This is a genomic window from Flavihumibacter solisilvae, from assembly GCF_000814475.1.
In the GTDB taxonomy this organism is placed as follows: domain Bacteria; phylum Bacteroidota; class Bacteroidia; order Chitinophagales; family Chitinophagaceae; genus Flavihumibacter; species Flavihumibacter solisilvae.
Window position 1 is genome coordinate 128,729 of the sequence record NZ_JSVC01000024.1, and the last position, 22,270, is coordinate 150,998.

General features: G+C 46.9%; 21 protein-coding genes. 14 read left to right on the forward strand and 7 right to left on the reverse strand.

Annotated features, from left to right (window positions below):
* Positions 1–2: 2 nt before the first annotated feature.
* Positions 3–1,655, reverse strand: a complete 1,653-nt coding sequence (locus OI18_RS20005) for a DNA polymerase/3'-5' exonuclease PolX (RefSeq protein ID WP_052273423.1) — start codon at positions 1,653–1,655, stop codon at positions 3–5.
* Between the two features lie 21 nt (positions 1,656–1,676).
* On the opposite strand from OI18_RS20005, the gene OI18_RS20010 reads away from it, so the two are divergent.
* From OI18_RS20010 to OI18_RS20040, 7 genes are all read left to right on the forward strand, one after another.
* A complete protein-coding gene (locus tag OI18_RS20010; RefSeq protein WP_205410079.1) occupies positions 1,677–2,126 on the forward strand; it encodes a DUF1622 domain-containing protein in 450 nt (149 codons plus the stop codon).
* Positions 2,127–2,166: 40 nt separating this feature from the next.
* The gene (locus tag OI18_RS20015; protein WP_240312808.1) at positions 2,167–2,985 is read left to right on the forward strand and encodes a pentapeptide repeat-containing protein; all 819 of its coding nucleotides are present in this window, start codon (positions 2,167–2,169) and stop codon (positions 2,983–2,985) included.
* Positions 2,978–3,370 (forward strand): YidH family protein, encoded by a 393-nt coding sequence (locus OI18_RS20020; protein WP_039143150.1) that lies wholly within the window; start codon positions 2,978–2,980, stop codon positions 3,368–3,370. Before OI18_RS20015 ends, OI18_RS20020 begins: the two co-directional genes overlap by 8 nt.
* Positions 3,371–3,379: 9 nt before the next feature.
* Positions 3,380–3,622, forward strand: coding sequence for a hypothetical protein (locus OI18_RS20025; RefSeq protein WP_039143153.1), 243 nt, complete (start codon positions 3,380–3,382; stop codon positions 3,620–3,622).
* A 10-nt stretch (positions 3,623–3,632) separates the two neighbouring features.
* On the forward strand, positions 3,633–4,598 hold the full coding sequence (locus tag OI18_RS20030) for a formylglycine-generating enzyme family protein (RefSeq protein ID WP_039143156.1): 966 nt from the start codon (positions 3,633–3,635) through the stop codon (positions 4,596–4,598).
* 26 nt (positions 4,599–4,624) lie between these two features.
* The gene (locus tag OI18_RS20035; RefSeq protein WP_039143159.1) at positions 4,625–6,157 is read left to right on the forward strand and encodes an arylsulfatase; all 1,533 of its coding nucleotides are present in this window, start codon (positions 4,625–4,627) and stop codon (positions 6,155–6,157) included.
* Positions 6,158–6,262: 105 nt separating this feature from the next.
* Positions 6,263–6,808 (forward strand): hypothetical protein, encoded by a 546-nt coding sequence (locus OI18_RS20040; protein WP_039143162.1) that lies wholly within the window; start codon positions 6,263–6,265, stop codon positions 6,806–6,808.
* A 3-nt stretch (positions 6,809–6,811) separates the two neighbouring features.
* Here the strand turns inward: OI18_RS20040 and OI18_RS20045 are convergent, their stop codons facing one another.
* A complete protein-coding gene (locus tag OI18_RS20045) occupies positions 6,812–8,980 on the reverse strand; it encodes an HAD-IIB family hydrolase (protein WP_052273432.1) in 2,169 nt (722 codons plus the stop codon).
* A 94-nt stretch (positions 8,981–9,074) separates the two neighbouring features.
* On the opposite strand from OI18_RS20045, the gene OI18_RS20050 reads away from it, so the two are divergent.
* On the forward strand, positions 9,075–10,553 hold the full coding sequence (locus tag OI18_RS20050; RefSeq protein WP_039143166.1) for a glycoside hydrolase family protein: 1,479 nt from the start codon (positions 9,075–9,077) through the stop codon (positions 10,551–10,553).
* Here OI18_RS20050 and OI18_RS20055 read toward each other — a convergent pair.
* Together OI18_RS20055 and OI18_RS20060 are read right to left on the reverse strand one after the other, a co-directional pair.
* Positions 10,550–12,922: a GAF domain-containing protein gene (locus tag OI18_RS20055; protein ID WP_039143168.1), complete on the reverse strand. Its 2,373-nt coding sequence runs from the start codon at positions 12,920–12,922 to the stop codon at positions 10,550–10,552. The two genes, OI18_RS20050 and OI18_RS20055, sit on opposite strands and share 4 nt — an antisense overlap.
* Positions 12,923–12,974: 52 nt before the next feature.
* The gene (locus OI18_RS20060) at positions 12,975–13,220 is read right to left on the reverse strand and encodes a hypothetical protein (RefSeq protein ID WP_039143171.1); all 246 of its coding nucleotides are present in this window, start codon (positions 13,218–13,220) and stop codon (positions 12,975–12,977) included.
* Between the two features lie 301 nt (positions 13,221–13,521).
* Here OI18_RS20060 and OI18_RS20065 point away from each other — a divergent pair, with 301 nt between their 5' ends.
* On the forward strand, positions 13,522–14,385 hold the full coding sequence (locus OI18_RS20065; protein WP_039143174.1) for a hypothetical protein: 864 nt from the start codon (positions 13,522–13,524) through the stop codon (positions 14,383–14,385).
* On the opposite strand, the gene OI18_RS20070 is transcribed toward OI18_RS20065, so the two are convergent.
* Positions 14,386–15,504 carry a hypothetical protein gene (locus OI18_RS20070; RefSeq protein WP_039143177.1) on the reverse strand — a complete coding sequence of 373 codons (1,119 nt, stop codon included), beginning with the start codon at positions 15,502–15,504 and terminating at the stop codon, positions 14,386–14,388.
* A 167-nt stretch (positions 15,505–15,671) separates the two neighbouring features.
* On the opposite strand from OI18_RS20070, the gene OI18_RS20075 reads away from it, so the two are divergent.
* From OI18_RS20075 to OI18_RS20090, 4 genes are read left to right on the forward strand one after another with little or no spacing between them, the layout of a single operon-like run.
* On the forward strand, positions 15,672–17,129 hold the full coding sequence (locus tag OI18_RS20075) for an aspartate ammonia-lyase (protein ID WP_082038061.1): 1,458 nt from the start codon (positions 15,672–15,674) through the stop codon (positions 17,127–17,129).
* 28 nt (positions 17,130–17,157) lie between these two features.
* Positions 17,158–18,222: a type II asparaginase gene (locus tag OI18_RS20080; RefSeq protein ID WP_082038062.1), complete on the forward strand. Its 1,065-nt coding sequence runs from the start codon at positions 17,158–17,160 to the stop codon at positions 18,220–18,222.
* A 16-nt stretch (positions 18,223–18,238) separates the two neighbouring features.
* Positions 18,239–19,453, forward strand: coding sequence for a DcaP family trimeric outer membrane transporter (locus tag OI18_RS20085; protein WP_052273424.1), 1,215 nt, complete (start codon positions 18,239–18,241; stop codon positions 19,451–19,453).
* Positions 19,454–19,458: 5 nt separating this feature from the next.
* A complete protein-coding gene (locus OI18_RS20090; protein ID WP_152616897.1) occupies positions 19,459–20,736 on the forward strand; it encodes an OprO/OprP family phosphate-selective porin in 1,278 nt (425 codons plus the stop codon).
* Between the two features lie 55 nt (positions 20,737–20,791).
* Here the strand turns inward: OI18_RS20090 and OI18_RS20095 are convergent, their stop codons facing one another.
* Both OI18_RS20095 and OI18_RS20100 read right to left on the reverse strand, forming a co-directional pair.
* A complete protein-coding gene (locus OI18_RS20095; protein WP_039143178.1) occupies positions 20,792–21,004 on the reverse strand; it encodes a DUF2071 domain-containing protein in 213 nt (70 codons plus the stop codon).
* The gene (locus tag OI18_RS20100) at positions 20,982–21,758 is read right to left on the reverse strand and encodes a DNA-formamidopyrimidine glycosylase family protein (RefSeq protein ID WP_039143180.1); all 777 of its coding nucleotides are present in this window, start codon (positions 21,756–21,758) and stop codon (positions 20,982–20,984) included. The genes OI18_RS20095 and OI18_RS20100 overlap by 23 nt, the downstream gene beginning before the upstream one ends.
* A 37-nt stretch (positions 21,759–21,795) precedes the next feature.
* Here OI18_RS20100 and OI18_RS20105 point away from each other — a divergent pair, with 37 nt between their 5' ends.
* Positions 21,796–22,263, forward strand: a complete 468-nt coding sequence (locus OI18_RS20105; RefSeq protein WP_052273426.1) for a low affinity iron permease family protein — start codon at positions 21,796–21,798, stop codon at positions 22,261–22,263.
* Positions 22,264–22,270 lie beyond the last annotated feature (7 nt).

A 22,270-nucleotide genomic window follows, 5' to 3' on the forward strand; every position in this document is an offset into this window, starting at 1 on the left:
TGTTATTTCCGGTTTTCCTTCAGCCATTTAACCACACCCGAAGCCGGCATGGCATTCCAGGTCATATCAGTTGTAAGCCCGCCCTTTCTGGCTGCCGAAACACCCCAGCGGATATTGTCAATTTCCGCGATACTGTGGGCATCAGGATCAATGGAGATCATTACTCCCTTCTTTATGGCATAGGGAATATGGGTCCAGTCCATATCGAGGCGATAAGGGTTGGCATTGATCTCAATGATCACATTGTTTGCCGCACAGGCATCGATCACTTTTTTTGCATTTACGGGATAACCGGGACGTAATAACAATTTACGGCCGGTCATGTGTCCCAGGATCGTAGTGAACGGGTTTTCAATTGCCTGGATCAGTCGTTTTGTCGCCTTGCTTTCATCCATTTTCAACAGTTGATGTACAGACACGATCACTACCTCGTATTGTTTTAGCAGGTCCCTGCCATAATCCAGTTCACCGGATACCAGGATATCGCATTCTATCCCCTTGAAGATCCGGAAACCTTTAAGCTTTTTATTAAGGTCGTTGATTGCCTTTAACTGCTGCAGGGCGCGCTCCTCTTTCAATCCACCTGCATAATGGGCATTGCGGGAATGATCTGCGATCACCACATATTCATATCCGCGGGTCTTACAACCATTTACAAAATCCGGCAGGCTGTCAACCCCGTCGCTCCAGGTTGTATGGTTGTGAACCACGCCTTTAATATCATCGTGGGTAACCAGCCGGGGAGTTTTGGACTTAAAATTCCATTCGGCAAGGTCCTCGCGCATCTCCGGCACAATAAAAGGAAGCGAAGCTTTTTTATAAATAGCTTCTTCAGAGGCGAAAGCACCGTCTGACTTTATTTTTGCCATTACTTTTTCTACATGGGCTGCGCTTCCTGTGCGAATAAAAAGTTCCCCGGTGAATTTTTTTTGTGTGGTATGATAAATAGTGACCGGGATCTCATCGAATGTGTGAGCGTGTGAAATTCCCTTGGCAGAAGTCAGTGCCACCAGCGACTTTCGCAGGGCCGCAGAGCGGAACTTTAGGGCTGGCACAGCCGCAATAATTTCAATACCCTCAACTGTCAGTGTCTGTCTCCTGACCTCGCCGCAAAGACTTACGAGTTTCGTACTGAACACTTTTTGCATCTGCTTCACGAGGGCATCGGCACTGTCTGCCACTGTCGCATAATGAAACCGGTCACGGCTTACGTTGTACGTTTCTATTGCCTTAAGAATATTCTGTTCTGTTTTCGCCCCGAAGCCCGGCACATTCCGCAGCTTGCCCGACCTGGCAGCATCATGCAGTCCTTCGATGGTATCAATTTTCGCTACTTTCCAAAGGCTGGACAACTTTTTACCTCCCAGTCCACGGATGCTCACCATTTCAAACAAGCCCGGCGGTGTAAGGGTGATCAGTTCATCCAACGCGGAAATAGTGCCGGTATTCTTAAGTTCCCTGATGATACCAGCGACCTGGGGCCGGAACTGTGCAGCAAGTTCTTTTACCGCAACTTCCATTACTTCCGCGTTCATTCTTTTGAGTCGGTATGCCGCTCCAGGCAATAGTCCTGCAAGCCGTACATTCTTGTCATGTAACAACAACAATTCGGCGAAAATGCTGAATAACCTGCTTAGCTCGCTGTTAGATACCACGTAACAATTTCTTAAACAATTATGCCACAACAATTCTTTGGTTCTTTTGGCGGAACGCTGCTTCCCCGGGTGTCTATACTGGGAATGGATGATGTTATATCATTAATGCGGGCCAGGCTTGATACCTGTGGTGAGCTGGTAGAAGTTGTGCTGAATGCCATATCCCTGTTTTTTATTGTAGCGGGTGTTATTGCTTCCCTGGTACAAAGCATCAGGAACAGGTACACCCGGCCGGAATCATACCCGCTGCATGTTTATTTCCGGATCAAGTTCGGCGCCTGGCTGGTAGTCGCACTTGAGTTCCAGCTGGCAGCTGATATAGTAGGAACTATTATTTCACCAACGCCGGGACATTTGATAGAACTCGGAGCGATAGCAGTGATCAGGACTTTCCTAAACTATTTTTTATCCAAAGAGCTGAATGAAGAAATGAAACTGTCAAATTCCGAATCACAAAAAACCGAACCGTAACGCTGATATGGTTTTAGACTATTCACATAAAAACCTTCAGATGCAGTCATTGAAAAACCTGGATTTGTCGAATGCAAGCTTTGAAGACTCAGACCTTCGCGGAACGGATTTCAGTGGTTCAAACCTGACGGGGGCCGATTTCACCCATGCGAGGACAGGAATGACCCCAATGACCACTGCCTGGATATTCCTGGTTGCACTGATCGTCTCCGCATTGTCGGGGTATATCGCCATGCTTGCGGGACACACCATGCAGGAAATGCTGGCTTCCCCTGATGTAAAAGTCAGGGTTTCGGGAATTGTCACGATTACCCTTGTCATTTTGTTTATCCTGGTTTCCATGTGGAGAGGCGTAGGAAATTCCATCAGGATACTTGTGATTCCTGCGGCTATACTTGCCCTGATAATTGGAATTATCAATTACAGCTCCGGGCTTGGTACAGGCAGGGGAATGCTTTACCTGATCATTTCTCTTATACTGATCGTGATCATGTTCATTGTCGGCACGATCTCGCGAGTTGCTGCAGGAGATCTGTCGAATATCCTCTTTTTCATAGTGGCACTTGCAGGGGGAATGTTCGCACAAAGCGTTGGCGGTGGAATAGGAACCCTGGTCATGGCCCTCAGTTGCGCGGTGATCAGCAAGAGGGCATTGAAAGGCACGAAAGGATTTGAGTCCCTGCATAAAATCGCCACGTACTTCACACAAAAATTTGGCACATCTTTCCGCAATACGCGGCTTACAAATGCAAATTTTTCCCGCTCCAAAATACATAACGCCGACTTTTCCCATGCTGATATCTCAGATGTAAAATGGCGGGACGCAAAAAAATTAAACTGCATCATCGATAATGCCTGATGAAGAAAAAACTGCCGGCCAGATGCCCATCAATACAGAGCTCGCCTACGAGCGGACTGTACTGGCGCACGAACGCACCCTGATGGCGTGGGTGCGGACGGCAACCTCAATGATCTCATTCGGGTTTACGATCTATAAGTTTTTCGAGGAACTGACCAAATCACCCCAGGCTCATGCGAAGATCTTTACCCCGCGGATAGTGGGAATGCTGATGATCCTGTTTGGATTTATCGGTTTGTTGTTGGCACAGATCCAGCACCGGATAGCATTGAAAAAGCTGAAACAGCATTACCCGGCCATGCAACGATCGATCTCGTCGGCACTTGCATTTCTTATCCTGCTCTATGGATTGATCCTGTTCCTGGGTGCTTTATTCAGACAATAAACAGAGAATATGGAAATATTAAAACACATATCGGCACTGATCCTCTTCGTCCTGCCTTTCATGTTGTACGGCCTGACGGTTTCAGCATATGAAGCAAACGTCAGCCAGCATGCAAAAAGAACGGGAGCCATTGCCTGCAGTCCATCTGCAACCGATGACGAAAACGAATTGCCACACCAATCTGACAAGGCTGGGTGCCATGTCGGGATGCTGATGATCACCTGCGAATCGTGCAGGCCATCAAAAAAATAACTCAACACTTATGACAAACGTAACCAGTGTAAGTGAAACAATTGCAAGCCGGCGAAACATGGTCTTCATAGAAGGAGGCACTTTCATGATGGGCTCAGATAAATTTTATCCAGAAGAAAAGCCGGTTCACGATGTAACAGTTGATGGGTTCTGGATGGATATGTACGCCGTTACGAATGCTGAGTTCAGCGAATTTGTGAAATTGACAAATTATATAACGCTGGCTGAACGATCGCTGGACCCAGCTTTATTCCCCGGAGTACCGGAAGAAAATCTTGCCCCGGGTTCAATGGTCTTTCATAAAACTTCACAGCCGGTTGACCTGAAGAATTACGCAAACTGGTGGTCATGGGTTCCCGGCGCCTGCTGGAAAAACCCGAAAGGCCCCGGAAGTACTATCGAAGGCCTCGATAAACACCCTGTTGTTCATGTGGCTTACGAGGATGCAGACGCCTTTGCCGCATGGTCAGGAAAGGAACTTCCGACAGAGGCTGAATGGGAATACGCAGCGCGTGGCGGACTGGCAGGAATGAACTTTACCTGGGGTAACGAAGACCTCCAGCTCACCCAACCAATGGCCAATACCTGGCAGGGAGAGTTCCCATTTAAGAACCTGGTGACCGATGGATATGAAAGCACTTCACCGGTTGGCTCATTTGCGCCTAACGGGTATGGTTTGTATGATATGGCCGGGAATGTATGGGAGTGGACAAGTGACTGGTACGTTCCTCATCTTGATGAAAATGCTGAAGTATTCAAGAGCTGCTGCACGCCCTCGGTGAATCCCCGTGTCATTTCACCCGAGGCAAGTTATGATCCGCGGCAACCGCAATTCAGGATCCCGCGGAAAGTGGTTAAAGGCGGCTCGCATTTATGTGCCCCCAATTATTGTTTACGATACCGACCTGCAGCCCGGCAACCCCAAATGATCGATACCGGGATGACCCATATCGGATTCAGGTGCCTCATTCGCTGAGCACATTAATCAATAAAAGAATAATCATGGCAAACAACAAACCAAACATCCTCGTCATCTGGGGGGATGACATCGGCATCTCTAACCTGAGCTGCTATTCGCACGGCCTGATGGGTTACAAGACACCGAACATCGACAGGCTTGCAAAAGAAGGAATGATGTTCACGGACTCGTACGGAGAACAGAGCTGTACTGCAGGACGGTCATCGTTTATCTCCGGCCAGAGCGTGTACAGGACAGGTTTATCAAAGGTTGGCATTCCAGCTGCCCCGCAGGGGTTACAGGCAGAAACCGTGACTATTGCCGACCTGTTGAAGGACCAGGGATATGCGACGGGGCAATTCGGAAAGAATCACCTCGGTGACCTGAACCGCTTTCTTCCTACCGTTCATGGCTTCGATGAATTCTTCGGAAACCTTTATCACCTGAACGCAGAAGAAGAACCGGAAATGGACAACTACCCAAAGGATCCAAAGTTCCGCGAAAAGTTCGGGCCACGTGGCGTACTCCATTGCTGGGCAACAGATAAAGATGACGCTACCGAGCAACCCAGATGGGGACGCGTTGGAAAGCAGAAAATTGAGGACACAGGACCGTTGAATAAAAAAAGAATGGAAACCTGCGACGACGAATTCACCAATGCAGCTGTTGATTTCATCAAGCGGCAGCATGAAGCAGGGAAACCGTTCTTTGTTTGGATGAACACCACGCATATGCACCTGTTCACCCACACCAAACCGGAAAGTGTAGGACAGGCTGGAAGATGGCAGTCACCTTACCACGACACCATGATCGATCACGACAAAAATGTGGGCCAGTTGCTCGACCTGCTCGACCAGCTCGGAATTGCGGAGAACACGTTCGTGATGTATTCGACTGATAACGGTCCGCATATGAACACCTGGCCGGATGGTGCTATGACGCCATTCCGCAGCGAAAAGAACACCAACTGGGAAGGTGCATTCAGGATCCCTTTACTGGTCCGCTGGCCAGGAAAGATCCCCGCCGGCACCATTTCAAATGAGATCGTGCAACACCACGACTGGCTGCCCACATTCCTGGCCATGGCAGGAGATAACGACTGCATGGACCGATTGAAGAAAGGAACTACTGTTAATGGTAAAAAATTCAAAAACCATATTGACGGCTTTAACCTTCTTCCTTTTCTGAAGGGCGAAGTAAAAGAAAGTCCACGCAAACTGTTCGTCTATTTCAGCGATGATGGAGATGTACTCGCCTTGCGCTACGACAACTGGAAACTGGTCTTCATGGAACAAAGATGCCAGGGCACATTGCAGGTATGGGCGGAACCTTTTACCCGCCTGAGACTACCGAAATATTTCAACCTTCGCATAGACCCGTATGAGCGGGCGGACATTACTTCAAACAAGTACTATGACTGGGTTTTGTACAACGCTTATTTCCTGTATGCGGCCCAGGCAATGGTAGCCCAATTCGTATCGACCTTCCAGGAGTTTCCCGCACAACAAAAGCCTGGAAACTTTACAGTAGATGATGCATTGGCGAAAATGAGTGAAGCACCTCCAGGAGCGAGTTGAGAATAGGTCCGTCATTGGACTGGCGATATTGGAATGAAATCAATAAGTGAATAAGTCACTAATTAACTTATTCACTTATTGCTCACTTTTCAATCGTAGAGCATAATGAAACTTATCCCACTGATCGTATTTCTGTCCGCATCTTTGGCATCTTGCGCCCAGGAAAAAAAGGAATTTAAATCCAGGCATAGTATAGGTCTTAACATCGGTCATGAACATTCATTTAGCGGCAAAGATGAAAATGGTGATAGGAAAGTCGCTGTGCTCGCTTACTGGGGTCTTGATTATAATTTCCAGTTCGCAGCCAGATTTGCAGTGGGACTTCATACCGATTATATCATCGAATCCTTCAAAATAGAAAAGGACCTCGCAGGTGCTGACAATGAGGTTGTCGAGCGCTCCCATCCTATCGCTCCTGCATTAATGGGAATATTCAAACCGAACGAACGCTGGAGCTTCGGATTGGGCATGGGCGCTGAATTTGCAAAAGAAGAGAATTATGCACTCAACAGGCTGGCAGTTGAATATGGCGCAGAAATAAGAAATGGCTGGGAAGTGTTTGGTGTACTTCAATATGACATCCGATGGAATGCCTATGACACCTGGACCATCGGGCTTGGCATTTCCAAAACCTTCGGAAAGGAGCGATAAAGCTTACGAATAGTGGAAGTTGATTCCTTCCAACACTCCCTTCGATAGGTTATTGCGTGTGAAATAGATGAACTTATTATTGCGCAACACTTCCATTTCCGGGCTATAATTCGCAACTACAATGGCTTTGGTCCGACCGGTCAGCATATCGATATCATTTCCACTGTTACCCGCTGTGATAATATGTTGAAGTGGCACTTTCCATTTGGAGCTTAGGTATCGAACTGCATTCCCTTTGCCTGCGCGGAATGGCAGCAGGTCGAGGTACTTGTTTTCTGTAAGCATAATTTTCGCACGAAGTCTCCGGTCGTCGAGGAACTTATGCAGGTTGGCAAAGTCATCTTCAGCGAAGTCCGGGTTCACGTAATAACTTAATTTGAATGGCCATTGCGCAGCGGGTTCCTGCAGCCGGATGCCCGGGAATTTCGCGAGTTCACGCTCAAGTTCCTTTCGTTTCCATTTGTAATCGATATGGCTCTCCCACCCTTTGTCGGGGATAAATTTGTCGGTGTAATAAATTTCGGAGCCCGCTGAACAGATCAGGATATCAGGTTTTGGCAGATCATATTTTTCGAACGCTTCTTTCGTTATTTCACGGTTGCGTCCACTCGCAATCCCAAACACGACCTCATCCTTATGTTCCAGCAACCATTGCTTGAGCTCGATCAATCCGTCAGTCTGATTTCCTTCCACCAATGTGCCATCGAGGTCTGAAATGATAAACTGTTTTGCCTTCATCAGTTTTTTCCCGAAGGCAGTGCGGTTTGAAAACTTCCTGGTTTGTGTTGTCCTGCCCGAAAGCAGGGCTTCAATAGTCTCAACATATTTATTACAATGCGCTTCCCAGGAATACAACTGGCTGGTGGCCAGCACACCGTTGCCTGAACATTTTTCCCAAAATGCCTGGTCGGCTATTATTTTTTTTAACGCGTCGGCAATAGCCCGGGGATTCTCCACATCAACGAGTAAGCCATTGTCACAGTTCTCTATAATTTCTTTTGGGCCTCCTGTTGGGGAGGCAACAACCGGAAGTCCGCAAGCTGCAGATTCCACAATCGTAAGACCGAAATTCTCACCCGGGGTGGCATTCACAAAGGCTCCTTTCCGCCTTGCTGCAACCCGGTAAATTTCGGGCACATCAAGAACCGGGTCGTTCTTTTTTGGAATTGCCATCTTCCCATACAAGTCATATTTATCCAGCAGCAGCAGCAGGTTTGTAAGTGTATCCTGTTCATCCTCCGGCATCCTGGTAATATCCTTCCTGACACCGGCAAAAATCGCCAGGTTGGCCATTGCCTGCAACTCCTTATCCTGGCCGAAAGACTGGATGATAGTCTCAAAATTCTTACGCTTATCCGCCCTGCCAATACTCAGGATCAGTGGTTTTGCAGGGTTGAAAAGAAACCGCTCAATATCGGAATTGACGCGATACAATGCCTGCTCCTGTTCGATGGTCATTTTGAAGCCTGGCATATCCGCGCGGTAAAAGGGATAAAACAACTCGCTATTTACACCGGGCGGAATCACCAGGAACCTGCCTGCTTCCCTGTTTTTATACAACCCATATTGCTGGTCTATTTCATGTTGCGTACTTACTATGACCAGGTCGGCATCGTGCAGTACATTTTCCTCAACTTCGATCCGGCGTTCCATACAGAACTTCTCATTGATCTTCTCCTGCGACAAACCCTGGTTCAATAAAATATTCTGCTTGTTGCGACCAAGTGAATGCCCGGTAGCGATGAATGGAATACCGAATACCTCGCTGATCTGCCCGGCAAGGTAATTGCCATCTGCATAGTGGCCATGTACAGCATCTGGAAAATCGTCCTGCCTTTCTATGAAGCGGATTGTATTATCAACAAATTCATCGAGGTATTCCCACAATGATTCTTTGGGATGATAAGTATGACCGCCGCAGGGGATCCGCACAATGCGCGCTTTTTCATTGATTAGTTCCAATTCACTCTCATATGAAGAAGAGACCCGTTTATCTGAAATACGCCGCGTAAAAAGGTCAACTTTCCTGATCTGCGGATGTTTTGAAAGGTGGTCCAATAATTCCAATACATATTTTACCTGGCCGCCGGTATCACGATCGCGGCCTATTTCAGGATTCTCGTAACGGATAAGCCCATGCGGACTGAATAACTGAATGTACAATTCTTTCATCTTCATTATTCATTTAGCGTGGAGGATAGCAAAATTACCGAATCGTAAGTAGTAACGGTAATTCGTAATTTTAAAAACCAATTAAAATGACGTTATGTACTCAGGATCAGGATTCAGCGACTGGGAGATCGGGGACATTACAGTTATAATTAACAATGGTATCTACCATTTGTTCCACCTTATCATTCCCAACCATGACTACATAGCACATGCCACTTCCAAAGATGGCATTTCGTGGAAAAGAGTCAACAATGCATTGTTTGTTGGGCACCCGGGTGAATGGGATGATGATATGTTGTGGACTATGCATGTGTATGAAGTAAATGGAAAGTTTGAAATGTATTATACCGGTTTACAACGAAAAGACCGCGGGGTCGTATCGCGAGTGGGACTGGCTGTATCGGATAACCTGGTCGACTGGACAAAAAGCAATGGTTCGAAGTTTCCTATCGAACCTATGGGAGTATATTATGAAACAGCAACTACCAATCCGCGTACCTGGCTTAGCTTCCGTGACCCTTTCCGCTTCGACCATAAAGGCGAATCGTATTTGCTGGTTGATGCACGAACTGTCGAAGGGCCCGTATCACGTCGTGGTTGTGTTGGTATTGTAAACATAACCGGTGATGAAGCAAAGCTCATGCCGCCTTTATTTTGCCCGCAGGTTTATGATGATGTGGAATGTCCATGTGTGTTTGAACTTAATGACCGATACTATCTTATCGGCTCTATCAGGGAAGACATTAAAGTGAGATACTGGTTTGCAAATGATTTTTTCGGTGAGTACAATTCATTTCATGCAGATGTATTGTTGCCCCAGGGTAACTATGCCGCGCGTACTGTTCAGGATGGAGATCACTTGCTGGTATACAACTTTTTCTATGCATACGGGAAGATTGATGCACTGCGGGTGTTGCCACCGCCTAAAGAACTGGATACCGATAGCTCAGGAAGACTGGTGCTGAAAAGTTATTACCGCTGGCAGCAAATGGCATTGAAGGTGATCCAGCAGCATGAAATAAAAAGAATAGATATGCTGTTCAATAATCCCACAGCCACATTAAATATTGAGGCGGAAAAATGGACAATAGGCACACGCAGCGGCTACGAAATCTTTTGTTTCAAACGTCCGTCACCGGGTTTTATCTGGGAAGGTCGTATAACGGTTGAGGGTATGGGAAAACTCGGTATCGTCAGTGATATGGATAAGGACGGGAATGGCTATTTCATTTCGTTCAATATTATCAACGGGCAGGTAAAGATCAGGACATGGGGATTCAACTCCTTAAACACCCGACAGAATTTCATTTTCAATGATATCCAGGATGGATTCTTTTCAGTAAATGAGGAAAGATCATTCCTGTTCACACTGATCAGGTATGGCCACTATATAGAATTATCAATAGATGGCGTAGTTAAACTCACGCTGATGGACTACACTTATTCGGGTAACGACATAGGTCTGTATTCGGCGTCTTCGCTGATCTCGCTCAGCGAATCCGTCTTCAGGGTATTGCCTTTCCCTGAAGAGGAATACGCCAGCCAGGAAGAAGCGCAGAAGCAGGAACCTTAGTCGCCCTGGTTTACTTTCACCCGCAATGCCTTGAGACCGCTCACGCCCTGCAGCTCTTCAAGCTCAAGGAATTCAAGGCCTGGCATCAACAGCTTCTTGCTTTGCAGGAAACTGATGTACTCCTGGTATTCCTGTGCTTCCCTTGGATTAGAGTATACCAGTGCAATCATCCCAGGTTGTGTAAGGCGTTCCGTGGTTCCCCTGACAAATGCCTTATCCAACCGCTTCTTCATTACCTCATACCTCACATTGTAAGAACCTTCCACATCAAACCGCCGCTCGTCTTTCCGAAAGCTGATGGAGATCTGCTGGCCATGGACAAGAATCAACTGGGTTGTCTGCAACGGTACTTTCAATGAAGGCAAAAGCCTGTGGGTGACCCGGGCAATCTCTGCCATCGACGATAATTGCCAGATGCGGATATTCCGGAGAAATAACAAATCAAAGGGCATCGCCGGTGCTATCGACTGGCCGATATAAATCGTGTACTCCACCCCGTCAGTCTTGTACTTTTCGAAATAGTGGGGGTACGATTGCTGAGTAACCTTTTCTTCCTTTTCGAGCGCTTCCAGTACCGCTTCATTAATCGCATTCATAGAAGTTTCGTACTCATTCCGGTACCGGTATAAATAACCATCGGGGTCCTGCACTTTAGTGAAATAATCGTCCACCACATTACCTGTCTGCATGTTACTTTTCTGCAGGTGGCCAAATACCTGGCCCACTTCGTTCTCCAGGAAGTCCTTGATCCGCACTTCATCTTCTGCAAGCAGTCCTCTTTCCAGCGACTGCCTGAAGATCTGGTTCCGGAAAGTCAGTTCTTCAAGTAATGGCAACTGGATCTTTGATTGCAGTTGGTTGAGTGTGAGATCAACAAGATTGAGTTGTTCAGCCAGGTCTTTCTGGATGGCATTACTTCTTTCAATTGAAGAATTCCGGATATCAACGGCACCATAAAGCGGGTACACATAATCGAAAACTACATTTCCTGCCGGGGCTGTATCGTGCATATATTCCCATGCAGCTTCAGCGAATTTCCATTCAACAGAAGGTTGCAGGGCAGTAAATTTTTCCTTGATCAGCTTTTCGATCTTGTCATTGAAACTGTCGCGGTTCTTGAGCAGGGCAAGGGACAAAAGCGGCATGGCAGGTTCGAGCCGACGCAACACTTCCTGGTCGAGCTGGTTGGGAATGGGCGAAGCCAGTTCCAGGATGCCCAGCAGGCCGTCATTATTCAGGATGGGGCAGCTGATATAACTCCGCATGCCCTCCTTCCAGAGATTCTTCAGGAATGGCGCCATTTCGGTCATCTGTTCATCGAGGATTGAGAGCGGAACCGGTTCGGGATGTTGTGACAGGAAGCCAAGACTCATCTCGAAGGCAGCCTGGCTTTCTTCATCTGCCATCTTCCATTCTTTGCTCATCAGTCCATGCCTGGTACAGGCTTCATGGATCACAAACCTGTCGTTGATCTTTACAAATGGTGTCAGTCCAACCTGCACCTCGTTCAGTCCCACCAGCGCATGAATACTGGTTTTCAATTCATTGATTATGGTGGTATCACAGCCTTCCTGCCGGAGTAATAGTTTCTTGATGGCCTCGATGGATTCCTGTGTGGTCACATCTTCAGCTATCCAGACGCCGAAGCCTTCCGCCTCGAAGAGGTTCAGCGGCATTTTCTCGAGCTGCTTTTCAAGATCGAGGATCCGGAAGGTATTGAGGCATACCCCACAATCCCTGATCAGGGGCAGCTCGCCCTTTAATTTCAGGTCAATGAATCTCCGGTCGTACCGCAACTTATAGAATCGCTTCATGCCTGTTGTCTTGTCAATAACCGGGTACACCAGGTCGGTTCCCTCATTGAGCTTCATACCGTAGAATTTCTCGAGAACATGGTCATAGATCAGGGAACACTGAACCTGCCTTACCTGGTCTTCTGAGGTATCAACAGGCAGCATGAACTGCTTTTCGTTTTCGTCGAGGAAAAGCTTGCCGAATGGAGGTGAATAGTTGAACACCGAAAAGTGGTAAGGAAGGGCGAGTGTGAAAATGTTCTTTTCCTGCTCGCTTACAACCGGGAACAGCGTAGTACCCAGGAGGTCAAGCAGTTCGCGGTTCTTATCCAGCACCTCCGAATCACTGACAGGTTTCAATAATTCAGGCTGTTCCCCGAATCTTTCAATGAGGTGTTCATAGATCCGCGAGCGGGTGTCGAAATCGCCAGTCAGCTTTTGTTTCAGGTATTCAACAAAAGGCCGAAATGAGATATGGCTGTTAATTGGCAGGTGCGTTGGGGAAGTTTCCACACCTGCTTCAAGCATTTTCACTTTTCTTACCGACCGGGCAACAGGAGCAATGTCTTCCAGCATAACACAGAAATTAAAAGTGAACCTTAGGGAGTACACCTAAAGGTAGGAATTCCTATTCGGAGATGAATTCCCGCATTTCATCTTCAAGAACTTTCTGGACATTCTCGTATTCCTTGATAGAATCTACCTTGTCCGCAAATTCCTTCCTGAACTTCTGGAGGTGTAATACACAACTATAATAATCATCACAGAGCCCTTTAAAATCAGGGTTCTGGTTATACAGCTGTTCAATCCACTTTTCGTGTTTAGGAAACAGTTGCTTTATCAAACTGAGTTGAGTATGTATAGGATCATTCATCCTTCAGCAACAAGATTGGTGGCAGTAAGCTAAAGTAGGGAGCAACGCGCATAAAATATTCAATCGCTCTCGTTTAACAGTAAAAACAACATTATTACCATGTCCACTAATGCACTGTGTCACAACAACTACGACACAAGTTTCGAAGTTGCACAATCAGTATTTAATTCTATATTTATGTATAGAAGATTTATCACACTTCCTTTACCCCGTCTAACGTCCCTGTGAAGTCTTACACCAAAACTGTCATTAGTTACGCTCTGTAAGCAACCAACACGCTTCTTTAATTAAATACTGTTCTATGAGTACTTATCAACCAGCGATAAGTAAAAATGTTTTTCCAAACAAAGCCATCGCCAGGCAATTGGAAAAAATTTTTATTGATCCCCATTTTGCAGATTCCGAGATCCTTAAAAGATTCCTGACTTTCATCATTGAAGAAATGCTCGCCGGTCGCTCCAACCAGCTCAAGGAATATACGATCGCGGTGAATGTTCTGGACAAACCGGTCGATTTCAATCCAAAAGAAAACGGCATCGTGCGGATCCATGCCGGAAGGCTTCGCAGGGCACTTCATCACTATTATTCCGGCAGCGGCATGACAGACGAAATACTGGTAAGCATACCGAAAGGGAACTACATTCCCATGATCAGTAACCGGGCATCAGAGTCGTCAGCAGTGATTACGGATGATGAAGAACTTTCCGGCAGACAGAAGACAGATGAATCTGTTGTAGTTGCGGTACTGCCCTTCCTCTGCCTGAACAACCATGCTTCATTGCAGATGTTCACCGAGGGGTTGTGCCTGCACCTGACAGAAGCGCTGATGCATATGAAAAAAGTTACAGTGATCTCGTTCCAGGCTGTTAAATCCCTTTGCGAAAACATTCATGATGTTCGCGAAGTGGCAACTATTCTCCGTGCTGAGTATCTCATTTCCGGGAGTATCCAGTTCCATAAAGGCGACCTGCGGGCAAACATCCAGATGATGAACAGCGGTTCCTGCAAACAGGTATGGAGCAAACTGTACGAAGGCAAACTGAGCCAGGCAAATGTCTTTGATGTGGAAGACGAGATCACGGGGCAGGTGTGCAACGAACTGCAGGTTGTTCCTCAATTCAATCCAAAGCCCGAGCCTGTTGCGATGAGAATGGCCGCAGGGTAATTACAAACCAAACCGGTATTGCAGTCCGCCAATGAATTGATGGCGGCTGGTGAGAAAGCCATACTCTGCCCTGATCATCCACTGCCTGTTGATCTGGAACTGGCCGCCGATCAGGAAGTTCCACATGTCTTTCGGCTTTTTGTCCAGGGAATACTGAACAGTTGTGTTGTCAAGATTTCCGATTGCCTGTGAGGCGGCATCCAGCACCCCGCCAAATCTTGTAAGTGCAGAATTGATCAGTTCATAACGGGCTATATTACCGGGTTTGTTCTGTTCACCGTTCGAAAGACTGTTCCACCAGTCGTCGGCATGTTGCCTGCTTTCTTCCAGTTTCATATAACCGGTATCAATACGTTGCTCCCATTTGTCAGTCGGGAACAGGTCGCCAACACTCAATGAGCCCTGCGTTCCGGTGTTAAGTTTTACCCGGAAACCTCCTGCCCATAAAGCGAGACTACGACCCGGCTTTTTGAATGGAATATTCTTTCCTATCCGCGGTCCAAATACAAACGCATATGCCGGTTTATCGAGTTCATTTATATCAGACCAGGTGAAGTTCATATCGAATGCCATAAAAAATCCGCCTACTCCTATAGTCGGTGTAAAACCAAAACCAAATGTTGTTGCATTGAACTCGGCTTTGGTATTAATATCCATGACTTTTGTCCAGGTGGAATCCCTTGGCAGCCAGATGCCTGCATCGATTGCAGTGGATAGTCTTGACTGCGCAAAGATGCCGTATACATTCAGGAAGGGTAACACCCATACATCTGGGCGGATATTTACACCATATGAAGTAGACTTCGCATTGTTGAAGCGGACAAGGTCATCCATGTTATACAACTCACCATTATTGAAACCGACCTTCAAATTATCAATGACGATATCTGACTCCTGCCAGATGTATTGTGCGCTTAGTCCGGCTGACAAGGGCAGGTTGAATCCCTCCTTAACAGCTTTCTGTCCCCATATAGGCAGGATATAAGGATACTCAGAGCCTTTCAGACTGTCTTTCAGATCCTGGTGTTTCTGGCTTACGACCTTGTCGGTGGTGTATTGCGATGATACTGTCATGCAATAAGCAACAGAAATAATAAGCAAGTAAATTTTGCGCTTCATCGGGCGTGTTTTTCCTTGACATAAAACTAGATCAAACACTCAACGAACAGTAACGGATTTAACTGTAAAACCCGCTTCCAGTCAACAGTTAAACCCTTTATACTCGTGCCATTGGCGTGGCCCTTTAATAATTTTAGCCACAATCTTTCTCATTCAAAAAGCATATAATGAAACCAATACATGGAAGCATCGCGATCTGTTGTTTTTCATTTGTCTGCATCAGCCTTTCCGCGCAGCAGACACGAACGGAAAAAGACCTGCTTGGAGAAAAGCAGATCGCGTCGAATGCATACTACGGGGTGCAGACTGCGCGTGCACTGGAGAATTTCCAGATCAGTGGTATGACAACCGCATTCTATCCTGATTATGTAAAGGCTTTTGCAATTGTAAAGCTTGCTGCTGCACGTGCAAATGCAGATGTGGGAAGATTGAGTAAGGAAAAACTTTCGGCCATAGAAAAAGCATGTGAAGCTGTGATGGCAGGAAAATACCACGACCAGTTCCTGGTTGATCTGTACCAGGGTGGCGCGGGTACATCTGCGAACATGAATGCAAATGAGGTGCTCGCAAATATCGCACTGGAACTGAGCGGTAAGAAAAAAGGCGATTACCACCACATCGAACCGCACGACGACCTTAATATGGGGCAGTCAACAAATGACACCTACCCTACCGCGATAAAAATTGCGCTCCTGCTGCATAACGACAAACTGGTAAAGGAAGCAACAGCATTATCTGCTGCATTCCATAAAAAAGGCGATGAGTTCAAAAACCTCCTGAAGATGGGTCGCACGGAAGGACAGGATGCTGTTCCCATGACATTGGGACAGGAATTCCATGCCTTTGGCAACCAGCTGGATGCAGAGATAACCGCCATGAAAAAATCGGAGAGTTTTTTATGCGAACAGAATATGGGAGCAACAGCAATCGGAACAGGAATCACTGCGTCACCAGGTTATGCCGAAAAATGCGCAGATCACCTGGCGAAGATCACAGGTAAGCCGATAATCATGAGTAAAGACCTGATCGCGGCAACCAGCAGCCAACAAGGATTTGTGATATATTCTTCTGCGTTGAAAAGCTTTGCGATTGCCTTATCGAAGATCAGCAGTGACCTGATCTTCCTTGCTTCCGGGCCACGTACAGGAATCTTCGAAATTAACCTGCCGGCGCTTCAGCCCGGCTCCTCCATCATGCCGGGAAAAGTAAACCCGGTAATGCCGGAGCTGATGAACGAAGTCTGCTTTAAGGTAATCGGCAATGACCTGACAGTTACACTGGCAGCACATTCCGGCCTCCTGCAGCTGAATGCCTTTGAACCCGTTGAAGCCATTGCGATCATGGAATCACAGGGATTGCTATATAAATCATTGCCGTTGTTCAGGAAGAATTGTATAGAAGGCATTACTGCGAATGAAAAGATCCTGACAAAATATATTGAGCAAAGTGTAGGAATTGTAACTGCCTTGAACCCTGTGCTGGGGTATGAAAAAACAACTGAGCTGGCAAAAGAAGCACTGCAGAGCGGCAAAGGAATTCTCCAGCTCATCCGTGAAAAGAAATTGCTGACCGAGGATCAGATCAAAAAACTGCTTGACCCGGCAACATTAACGGGCCAGAAATAAAATATTCACCCACACAAAACCTTCCAAGATGAAACCTTCCTTTATCAAGCGCTGCAATACAATGTTGTTATTGTTTATTCTGTTCAGCGTGCTTTGCGTTGGACAGAAAAAGAATGTGGTTATCCTCGCAACCGGTGGCACCATTGCCGGCGCCGCAGGCTCGGGCGTACAGTCCGGTTACACCTCCGGACAGGTGACAATCGATGCCATGATCAATGCTGTGCCTGACATTACCAAACTTGCTGAGATCAAAGGCGAACAGATCTCAAACGTTGGCTCACAGGATATGTCATTCGAAATTATGCTGAAGCTCGCGAAACGGATCGCCGAATTAACTAAAGGTGCCAATGTGGATGGTGTTGTGATCACACACGGTACCGACACTATGGAAGAAACAGCTTATTTCCTCAACCTTGTATGTAAAACGGACAAGCCCATCGTGCTTGTAGGTTCCATGCGGCCATCCACAGCAGTAAGCGCCGACGGTCCGCTTAACCTGTATGATGCTGTTGCGGTTGCCGCAGATCCAAATGCAAAAAACCGGGGAGTATTGCTGGTTATGAACGACTGGATCCATTCTGCACAGTCGCTCACCAAGGTGAGCACTACAGCGGTTCAGACTTTTATGTCACCGATCCGCGGATTGATCGGCACAACAGCATATGGTGTAAATGAATACTATCGCCTGCCACACAGCAAGTATGGTTCCCAAAGCGAATTCTCAGTTGACAATGTAACAGCACTACCCAGAGTGGATATCATATATGCGGATGTTGACATGCCCGCCGACCTGATCGATTGTTCCGTTGAGAAGGGTGCAAAAGGAATCGTGATTGCCGGCGTAGGAAATGGCAATATGACCAAATCAGCACTCGAAGCCTGTACACGTGCCGTAAAAAAAGGTGTTACCGTGGTAAGGAGTACCCGGGTTGCAACAGGTAACGTTGGCCGGAATGTAGAGGTGAATGACGACCAGGCAGGCACCATTGCGTCATACGACCTGAACCCGCAAAAATCAAGGATCCTGCTTTCCGTTGCACTGCTGAAACAGCGGAAACCGGCAGAAATTCAGAAACTGTTTAGCGATTACTGATCTCAAAGTAAAATTTATGAATTCAAAATTCAAAAGCGTGGCATTGGCGATTTGCATAATTGCCTTGTCGGCCACAGGATTAATGGCACAGGAAGAGGACGAGAAGAAGAAATCAATGGAGATCTATGGTTTCATCATGATGGATGCCGGGTACAACTTCAACCAGATCCAACCAGACTGGTATGATGTCATCCGCACGACAAAACTTCCTGCTTTTAAAAATCAATACGGGGCCGATGGGAACTTCTATTTTTCCGTAAGACAAACCCGGCTTGGATTCAAGAACTATTTTCCGACGGGACTTGGTGAGTTGAAGACACAATTCGAATTTGAAATGTTCGGAACTGGTGTGGATGCCGGGCAAACAACGATCCGTCTTCGCCATGCATATGCGGAACTGGGCAAGTTCGGGGCCGGGCAATACTGGAGCCCGTTCATGGATATTGACGTCTTCCCGAACACTGTGGAATACTGGGGACCGCCAGGCATGGCATTCTTCCGGAACGTACAGTTCAGGTATATGCCGATCCAGGGCGATACCCGTCTCACCATCGCATTGGAAAGACCTGGAGCCAGCGCCGACCAGGGAATTTATGCCAACAGGATAGAATTAGATGATGTAGCCGGGCATTTCCGCTGGCCCGATCTTTCCGCCGAATACCGCAGGGCTTTCAAATTCGGATATATTGAGCTGGCGGCGATCTTCAGGAGAATGGAATGGGAGGACCTGGGCACTGACCAGTACGATCTTTCCGGCGACGAACTTGGCTGGGGTGTGAACCTGAGTACGAATGTGAACCTCACCGAAAACGACGTCATAAGAGGAAGTGTGTTATATGGAGAGGGAGTTCAAAACTATATGAACGATGCACCGGTTGACATCGGGATCAAAAACAACTTCAATGACCCTGTAAAACCTGTTGAAGGCGTTGCATTGCCGGTATTTGGTCTTGTGGCATTCATTGATCATAAATGGAATGAAAAATTCAGTACTGCTGCAGGCTATTCGCGGATCGACATTGACAATTCAGATGCCATGACACCTGATGCATTCAAAAGTGGCCAGTATGTTGTGGCCAACCTGATGTGGTATCCGGTGAAAAATGTAATGGCCGGAGTTGAATTCCAATGGGGTGACAGGAGAAACTATACCGATGGCTGGAGCACTTCCATTACCAAGGTTCAGTTCTCATTCAAATACAATTTCTCACAAATGTTCTACAGGCGTTGAAAGGATTGAAAACGTTATGGCATGCTGCATTCCTGCACATCCTTCTGTGTCAGCAATTGCCTGCGCAGGAGGTAAAAGATACTGTCCCCGATGGAACACAGGGTGAGATCCTAACGAAAAAAAACACAACAGATTTCGGCAAAACAGACAAGCCATGGAACCAGATCAATTTCGGATTTACGACTTTTAGATTTGGGGTGGGTGCCCTGTTTGAATATGCAGCATTCGGAATGGACAAAACGGCAAACGAGCAATCAGATTCCATAGGTTACGACCCGGAAACAGGATATAAACTGAGGGACTTTCGTGTATTACTCAGCGGGCAGGTAAAATCGAAAAGATTTATTACCTGGAAAGTCGGCCTTATGTATGACGGTCCGACTCACAGCTGGTTCCTGCGGGAATCGGGGGTTATGGTAGGAGTACCGGAATTGTGGGGCCATATTTTTGTCGGCAGGACCAAGGAAGGATTCTCATTGAATAAAGTCATGAATGGCTATGCCGGCTGGACGATGGAAAGGCAAATGGCCATTGATGTGATCCCGATACTTGCAGACGGTATCAAATGGATGGGCTACCTGCCGAAGAAAAAATTTCTCTGGAACCTGGGAATCTTTACAGACTGGTTATCAAAAGGCCAATCGTTCTCAACGTACGATTGGCAAACGGCGGCCCGGCTGGCATGGCTGCCCATAAATGATGAATCGGGCAAACGCGTGCTGCATATCGGAACCAGCCTTCGTTATGGGAAGACGCTTGATGGCAAGATCAGGCTCCGATCAAGGCCTGAAGCATTTCCTGCCCCATATATCATTGACACGCAAACTTTCGAGTCGGATCATTCCACCCACATTGGCGGGGAAGTCTATTACACCAAAGGACCTTTAATGCTTGGGTCGGAACTTTATGCGCACAAATTTCACGCACCCAAATCAGGCGACCCGGTATTCCAGGGTGGGGATATTGTCGCAAGCTATATAATCACGGGCCAGTCGCGGCCATACACCACCGTTAGTGGAATCTATTCTTTTGTACCGGTTCCAAATTCCATTCTGAAAGGAGGGATTGGAACAATTGAAGTGTTACTCCGTTATTCCCAGCTCGACCTGACTGACGGCACAATAACCGGTGGAAAATTCTGGCGCCTTACACCTGCCGTAAACTGGTACCTGACACCGAGTTTGCGGCTTGGCTTCGCATATGGGTACGGCAAGCTTGACCGTGTTAACATGAAAGGCGTTCACCAATTTGCTCAGGCCAGGTTACAGTTCGTGATCCTATAATCTCAGTCCAGCCGGAATTTATTCCTGATCACTATATCACTTCCTTCCATCAGCATCACCGAATCGTGAACTTCTTATAACCAAGCATACGCATGTGCAGGAATTGCAGTCCACCTACAGTAAGGTAACAGGAATGATCAAGCAGATCAATCCCGACTCCACGCGGAAGAAATTTTGCAAGCAAGTCTGGTGGCACTGTATAATTGGCAAACAGGATCTTTCGCCACTCCCCTGTCACCATCGGCTTATTTGAATAATTGTTGTTCATTGGTGTAATATGTTTTTCTTCCCCCTTTTTTTGTGACTTTGATTACTGCACCGCCCGGACTTTTTTTGTGCCTGGCATTATGCACCAGCAGGAAGTCGCGGATTTCGCCACCGATTATTTTAGGCGCTTCCTTCCTGATCTGTTTAACCGCATGCTTAAGAATTTTTGGAATTGCTTTTGCAAGCCGTTTTATTGCATCAACAGGAATTTTATTACTAATAGAAAATGGAGAAATGCCGGATTCCCAAAGGATCTCATCAGCGTATGCACTACCGATACCGCGAACGACATGCTGGTCCAACAACAGGTTTTTAATGCTTGCGCGGGACTGCAGTTTTTCTTTCCAGAATTTTTGATTCACCTTTTTATCAAGTGCATCGGGAGCTCCTGTCTCTTCCGGATTGAGAATGGCATGTGCACTTCCCAGGTAATCCGCCAGGCCGATTTTTTTATCCCCATCGAAATCAAATTCGAATAATGTGTACGGTATGGGATTCTCATCTTCGAGCCGGTATAGTTTTCCCCGCAGCATCATATGCAGTGCCAATACATTTTTATTCCTGAAATAGAAGTAAAGCATTTTCCCCTCGCGATAAACGCCGGTAAGGCGTTGCCCCTTAAGCGCCTGCGACAGTTTTCGCTTTGTAACATTCAGCTTCGCCTTTCTGCTCACTTTAATATCTTCCAGAATCCTTCCCTTCAATTCGCGGTTAAGATTCGCGCTGAATACTTCAAGGTCCGGCAGCTCGGGCATAAAATTTTATATTCGGATATAAAAAAAACGCGCCACCATGACAAACAACAATTCTCCTCTTGCTCAACCAACGCCGGCGAAGCGGTTCTTCACAAAAATCTCGTCGAAAGTGACCAGGGCTACCGGGAATCCCATCACCTTTATCATTGCTGTCTTGATCATTGTCGCCTGGGCAGTAGCCGGGCCAATTTTTGGCTTTTCCGATACCTGGCAGCTTGTGATCAATACCGGAACTACGATCATTACGTTCCTGATGGTGTTCGTCATCCAGCAATCTCAAAACAGGGATACCATTGCGATCCAGCTGAAGTTGAATGAGCTGATTGCCTGCAATGCGAAAGCCAGCAACCGGCTTATAGAAATTGAAGAACTTACTGATGATGAACTTGACCAGTTAAAAAGATTCTATGCCCGGCTGGTTGACCTGGCACAGGAAGAAACTGATATTCACAGGTCGCATTCGATAGATGAGGCACAGAAGTCACACAAGGAAAAACACCCTTGATCAGCCC

Bases quoted from the DNA above. Each gene is read 5' to 3' on its own strand.
- OI18_RS20020 (WP_039143150.1), top strand. From the start codon at position 2,978: ATGCCTGATGAAGAAAAAACTGCCGGCCAGATGCCCATCAATACAGAG.
- OI18_RS20015 (WP_240312808.1), top strand. From the start codon at position 2,167: ATGCAGTCATTGAAAAACCTGGATTTGTCGAATGCAAGCTTTGAAGAC.
- OI18_RS20100 (WP_039143180.1), bottom strand. From the start codon at position 21,758: ATGCCCGAGCTGCCGGACCTTGAAGTATTCAGCGCGAATCTTAACCGC.
- OI18_RS20010 (WP_205410079.1), top strand. From the start codon at position 1,677: ATGCCACAACAATTCTTTGGTTCTTTTGGCGGAACGCTGCTTCCCCGG.
- OI18_RS20105 (WP_052273426.1), top strand. From the start codon at position 21,796: ATGACAAACAACAATTCTCCTCTTGCTCAACCAACGCCGGCGAAGCGG.
- OI18_RS20065 (WP_039143174.1), top strand. From the start codon at position 13,522: ATGAGTACTTATCAACCAGCGATAAGTAAAAATGTTTTTCCAAACAAA.
- OI18_RS20070 (WP_039143177.1), bottom strand. From the start codon at position 15,504: ATGAAGCGCAAAATTTACTTGCTTATTATTTCTGTTGCTTATTGCATG.
- OI18_RS20040 (WP_039143162.1), top strand. From the start codon at position 6,263: ATGAAACTTATCCCACTGATCGTATTTCTGTCCGCATCTTTGGCATCT.
- OI18_RS20045 (WP_052273432.1), bottom strand. From the start codon at position 8,980: ATGAAAGAATTGTACATTCAGTTATTCAGTCCGCATGGGCTTATCCGT.
- OI18_RS20085 (WP_052273424.1), top strand. From the start codon at position 18,239: ATGAATTCAAAATTCAAAAGCGTGGCATTGGCGATTTGCATAATTGCC.
- OI18_RS20030 (WP_039143156.1), top strand. From the start codon at position 3,633: ATGACAAACGTAACCAGTGTAAGTGAAACAATTGCAAGCCGGCGAAAC.
- OI18_RS20075 (WP_082038061.1), top strand. From the start codon at position 15,672: ATGAAACCAATACATGGAAGCATCGCGATCTGTTGTTTTTCATTTGTC.
- OI18_RS20060 (WP_039143171.1), bottom strand. From the start codon at position 13,220: ATGAATGATCCTATACATACTCAACTCAGTTTGATAAAGCAACTGTTT.
- OI18_RS20025 (WP_039143153.1), top strand. From the start codon at position 3,380: ATGGAAATATTAAAACACATATCGGCACTGATCCTCTTCGTCCTGCCT.
- OI18_RS20055 (WP_039143168.1), bottom strand. From the start codon at position 12,922: ATGCTGGAAGACATTGCTCCTGTTGCCCGGTCGGTAAGAAAAGTGAAA.
- OI18_RS20095 (WP_039143178.1), bottom strand. From the start codon at position 21,004: ATGAACAACAATTATTCAAATAAGCCGATGGTGACAGGGGAGTGGCGA.
- OI18_RS20035 (WP_039143159.1), top strand. From the start codon at position 4,625: ATGGCAAACAACAAACCAAACATCCTCGTCATCTGGGGGGATGACATC.
- OI18_RS20050 (WP_039143166.1), top strand. From the start codon at position 9,075: ATGTACTCAGGATCAGGATTCAGCGACTGGGAGATCGGGGACATTACA.
- OI18_RS20080 (WP_082038062.1), top strand. From the start codon at position 17,158: ATGAAACCTTCCTTTATCAAGCGCTGCAATACAATGTTGTTATTGTTT.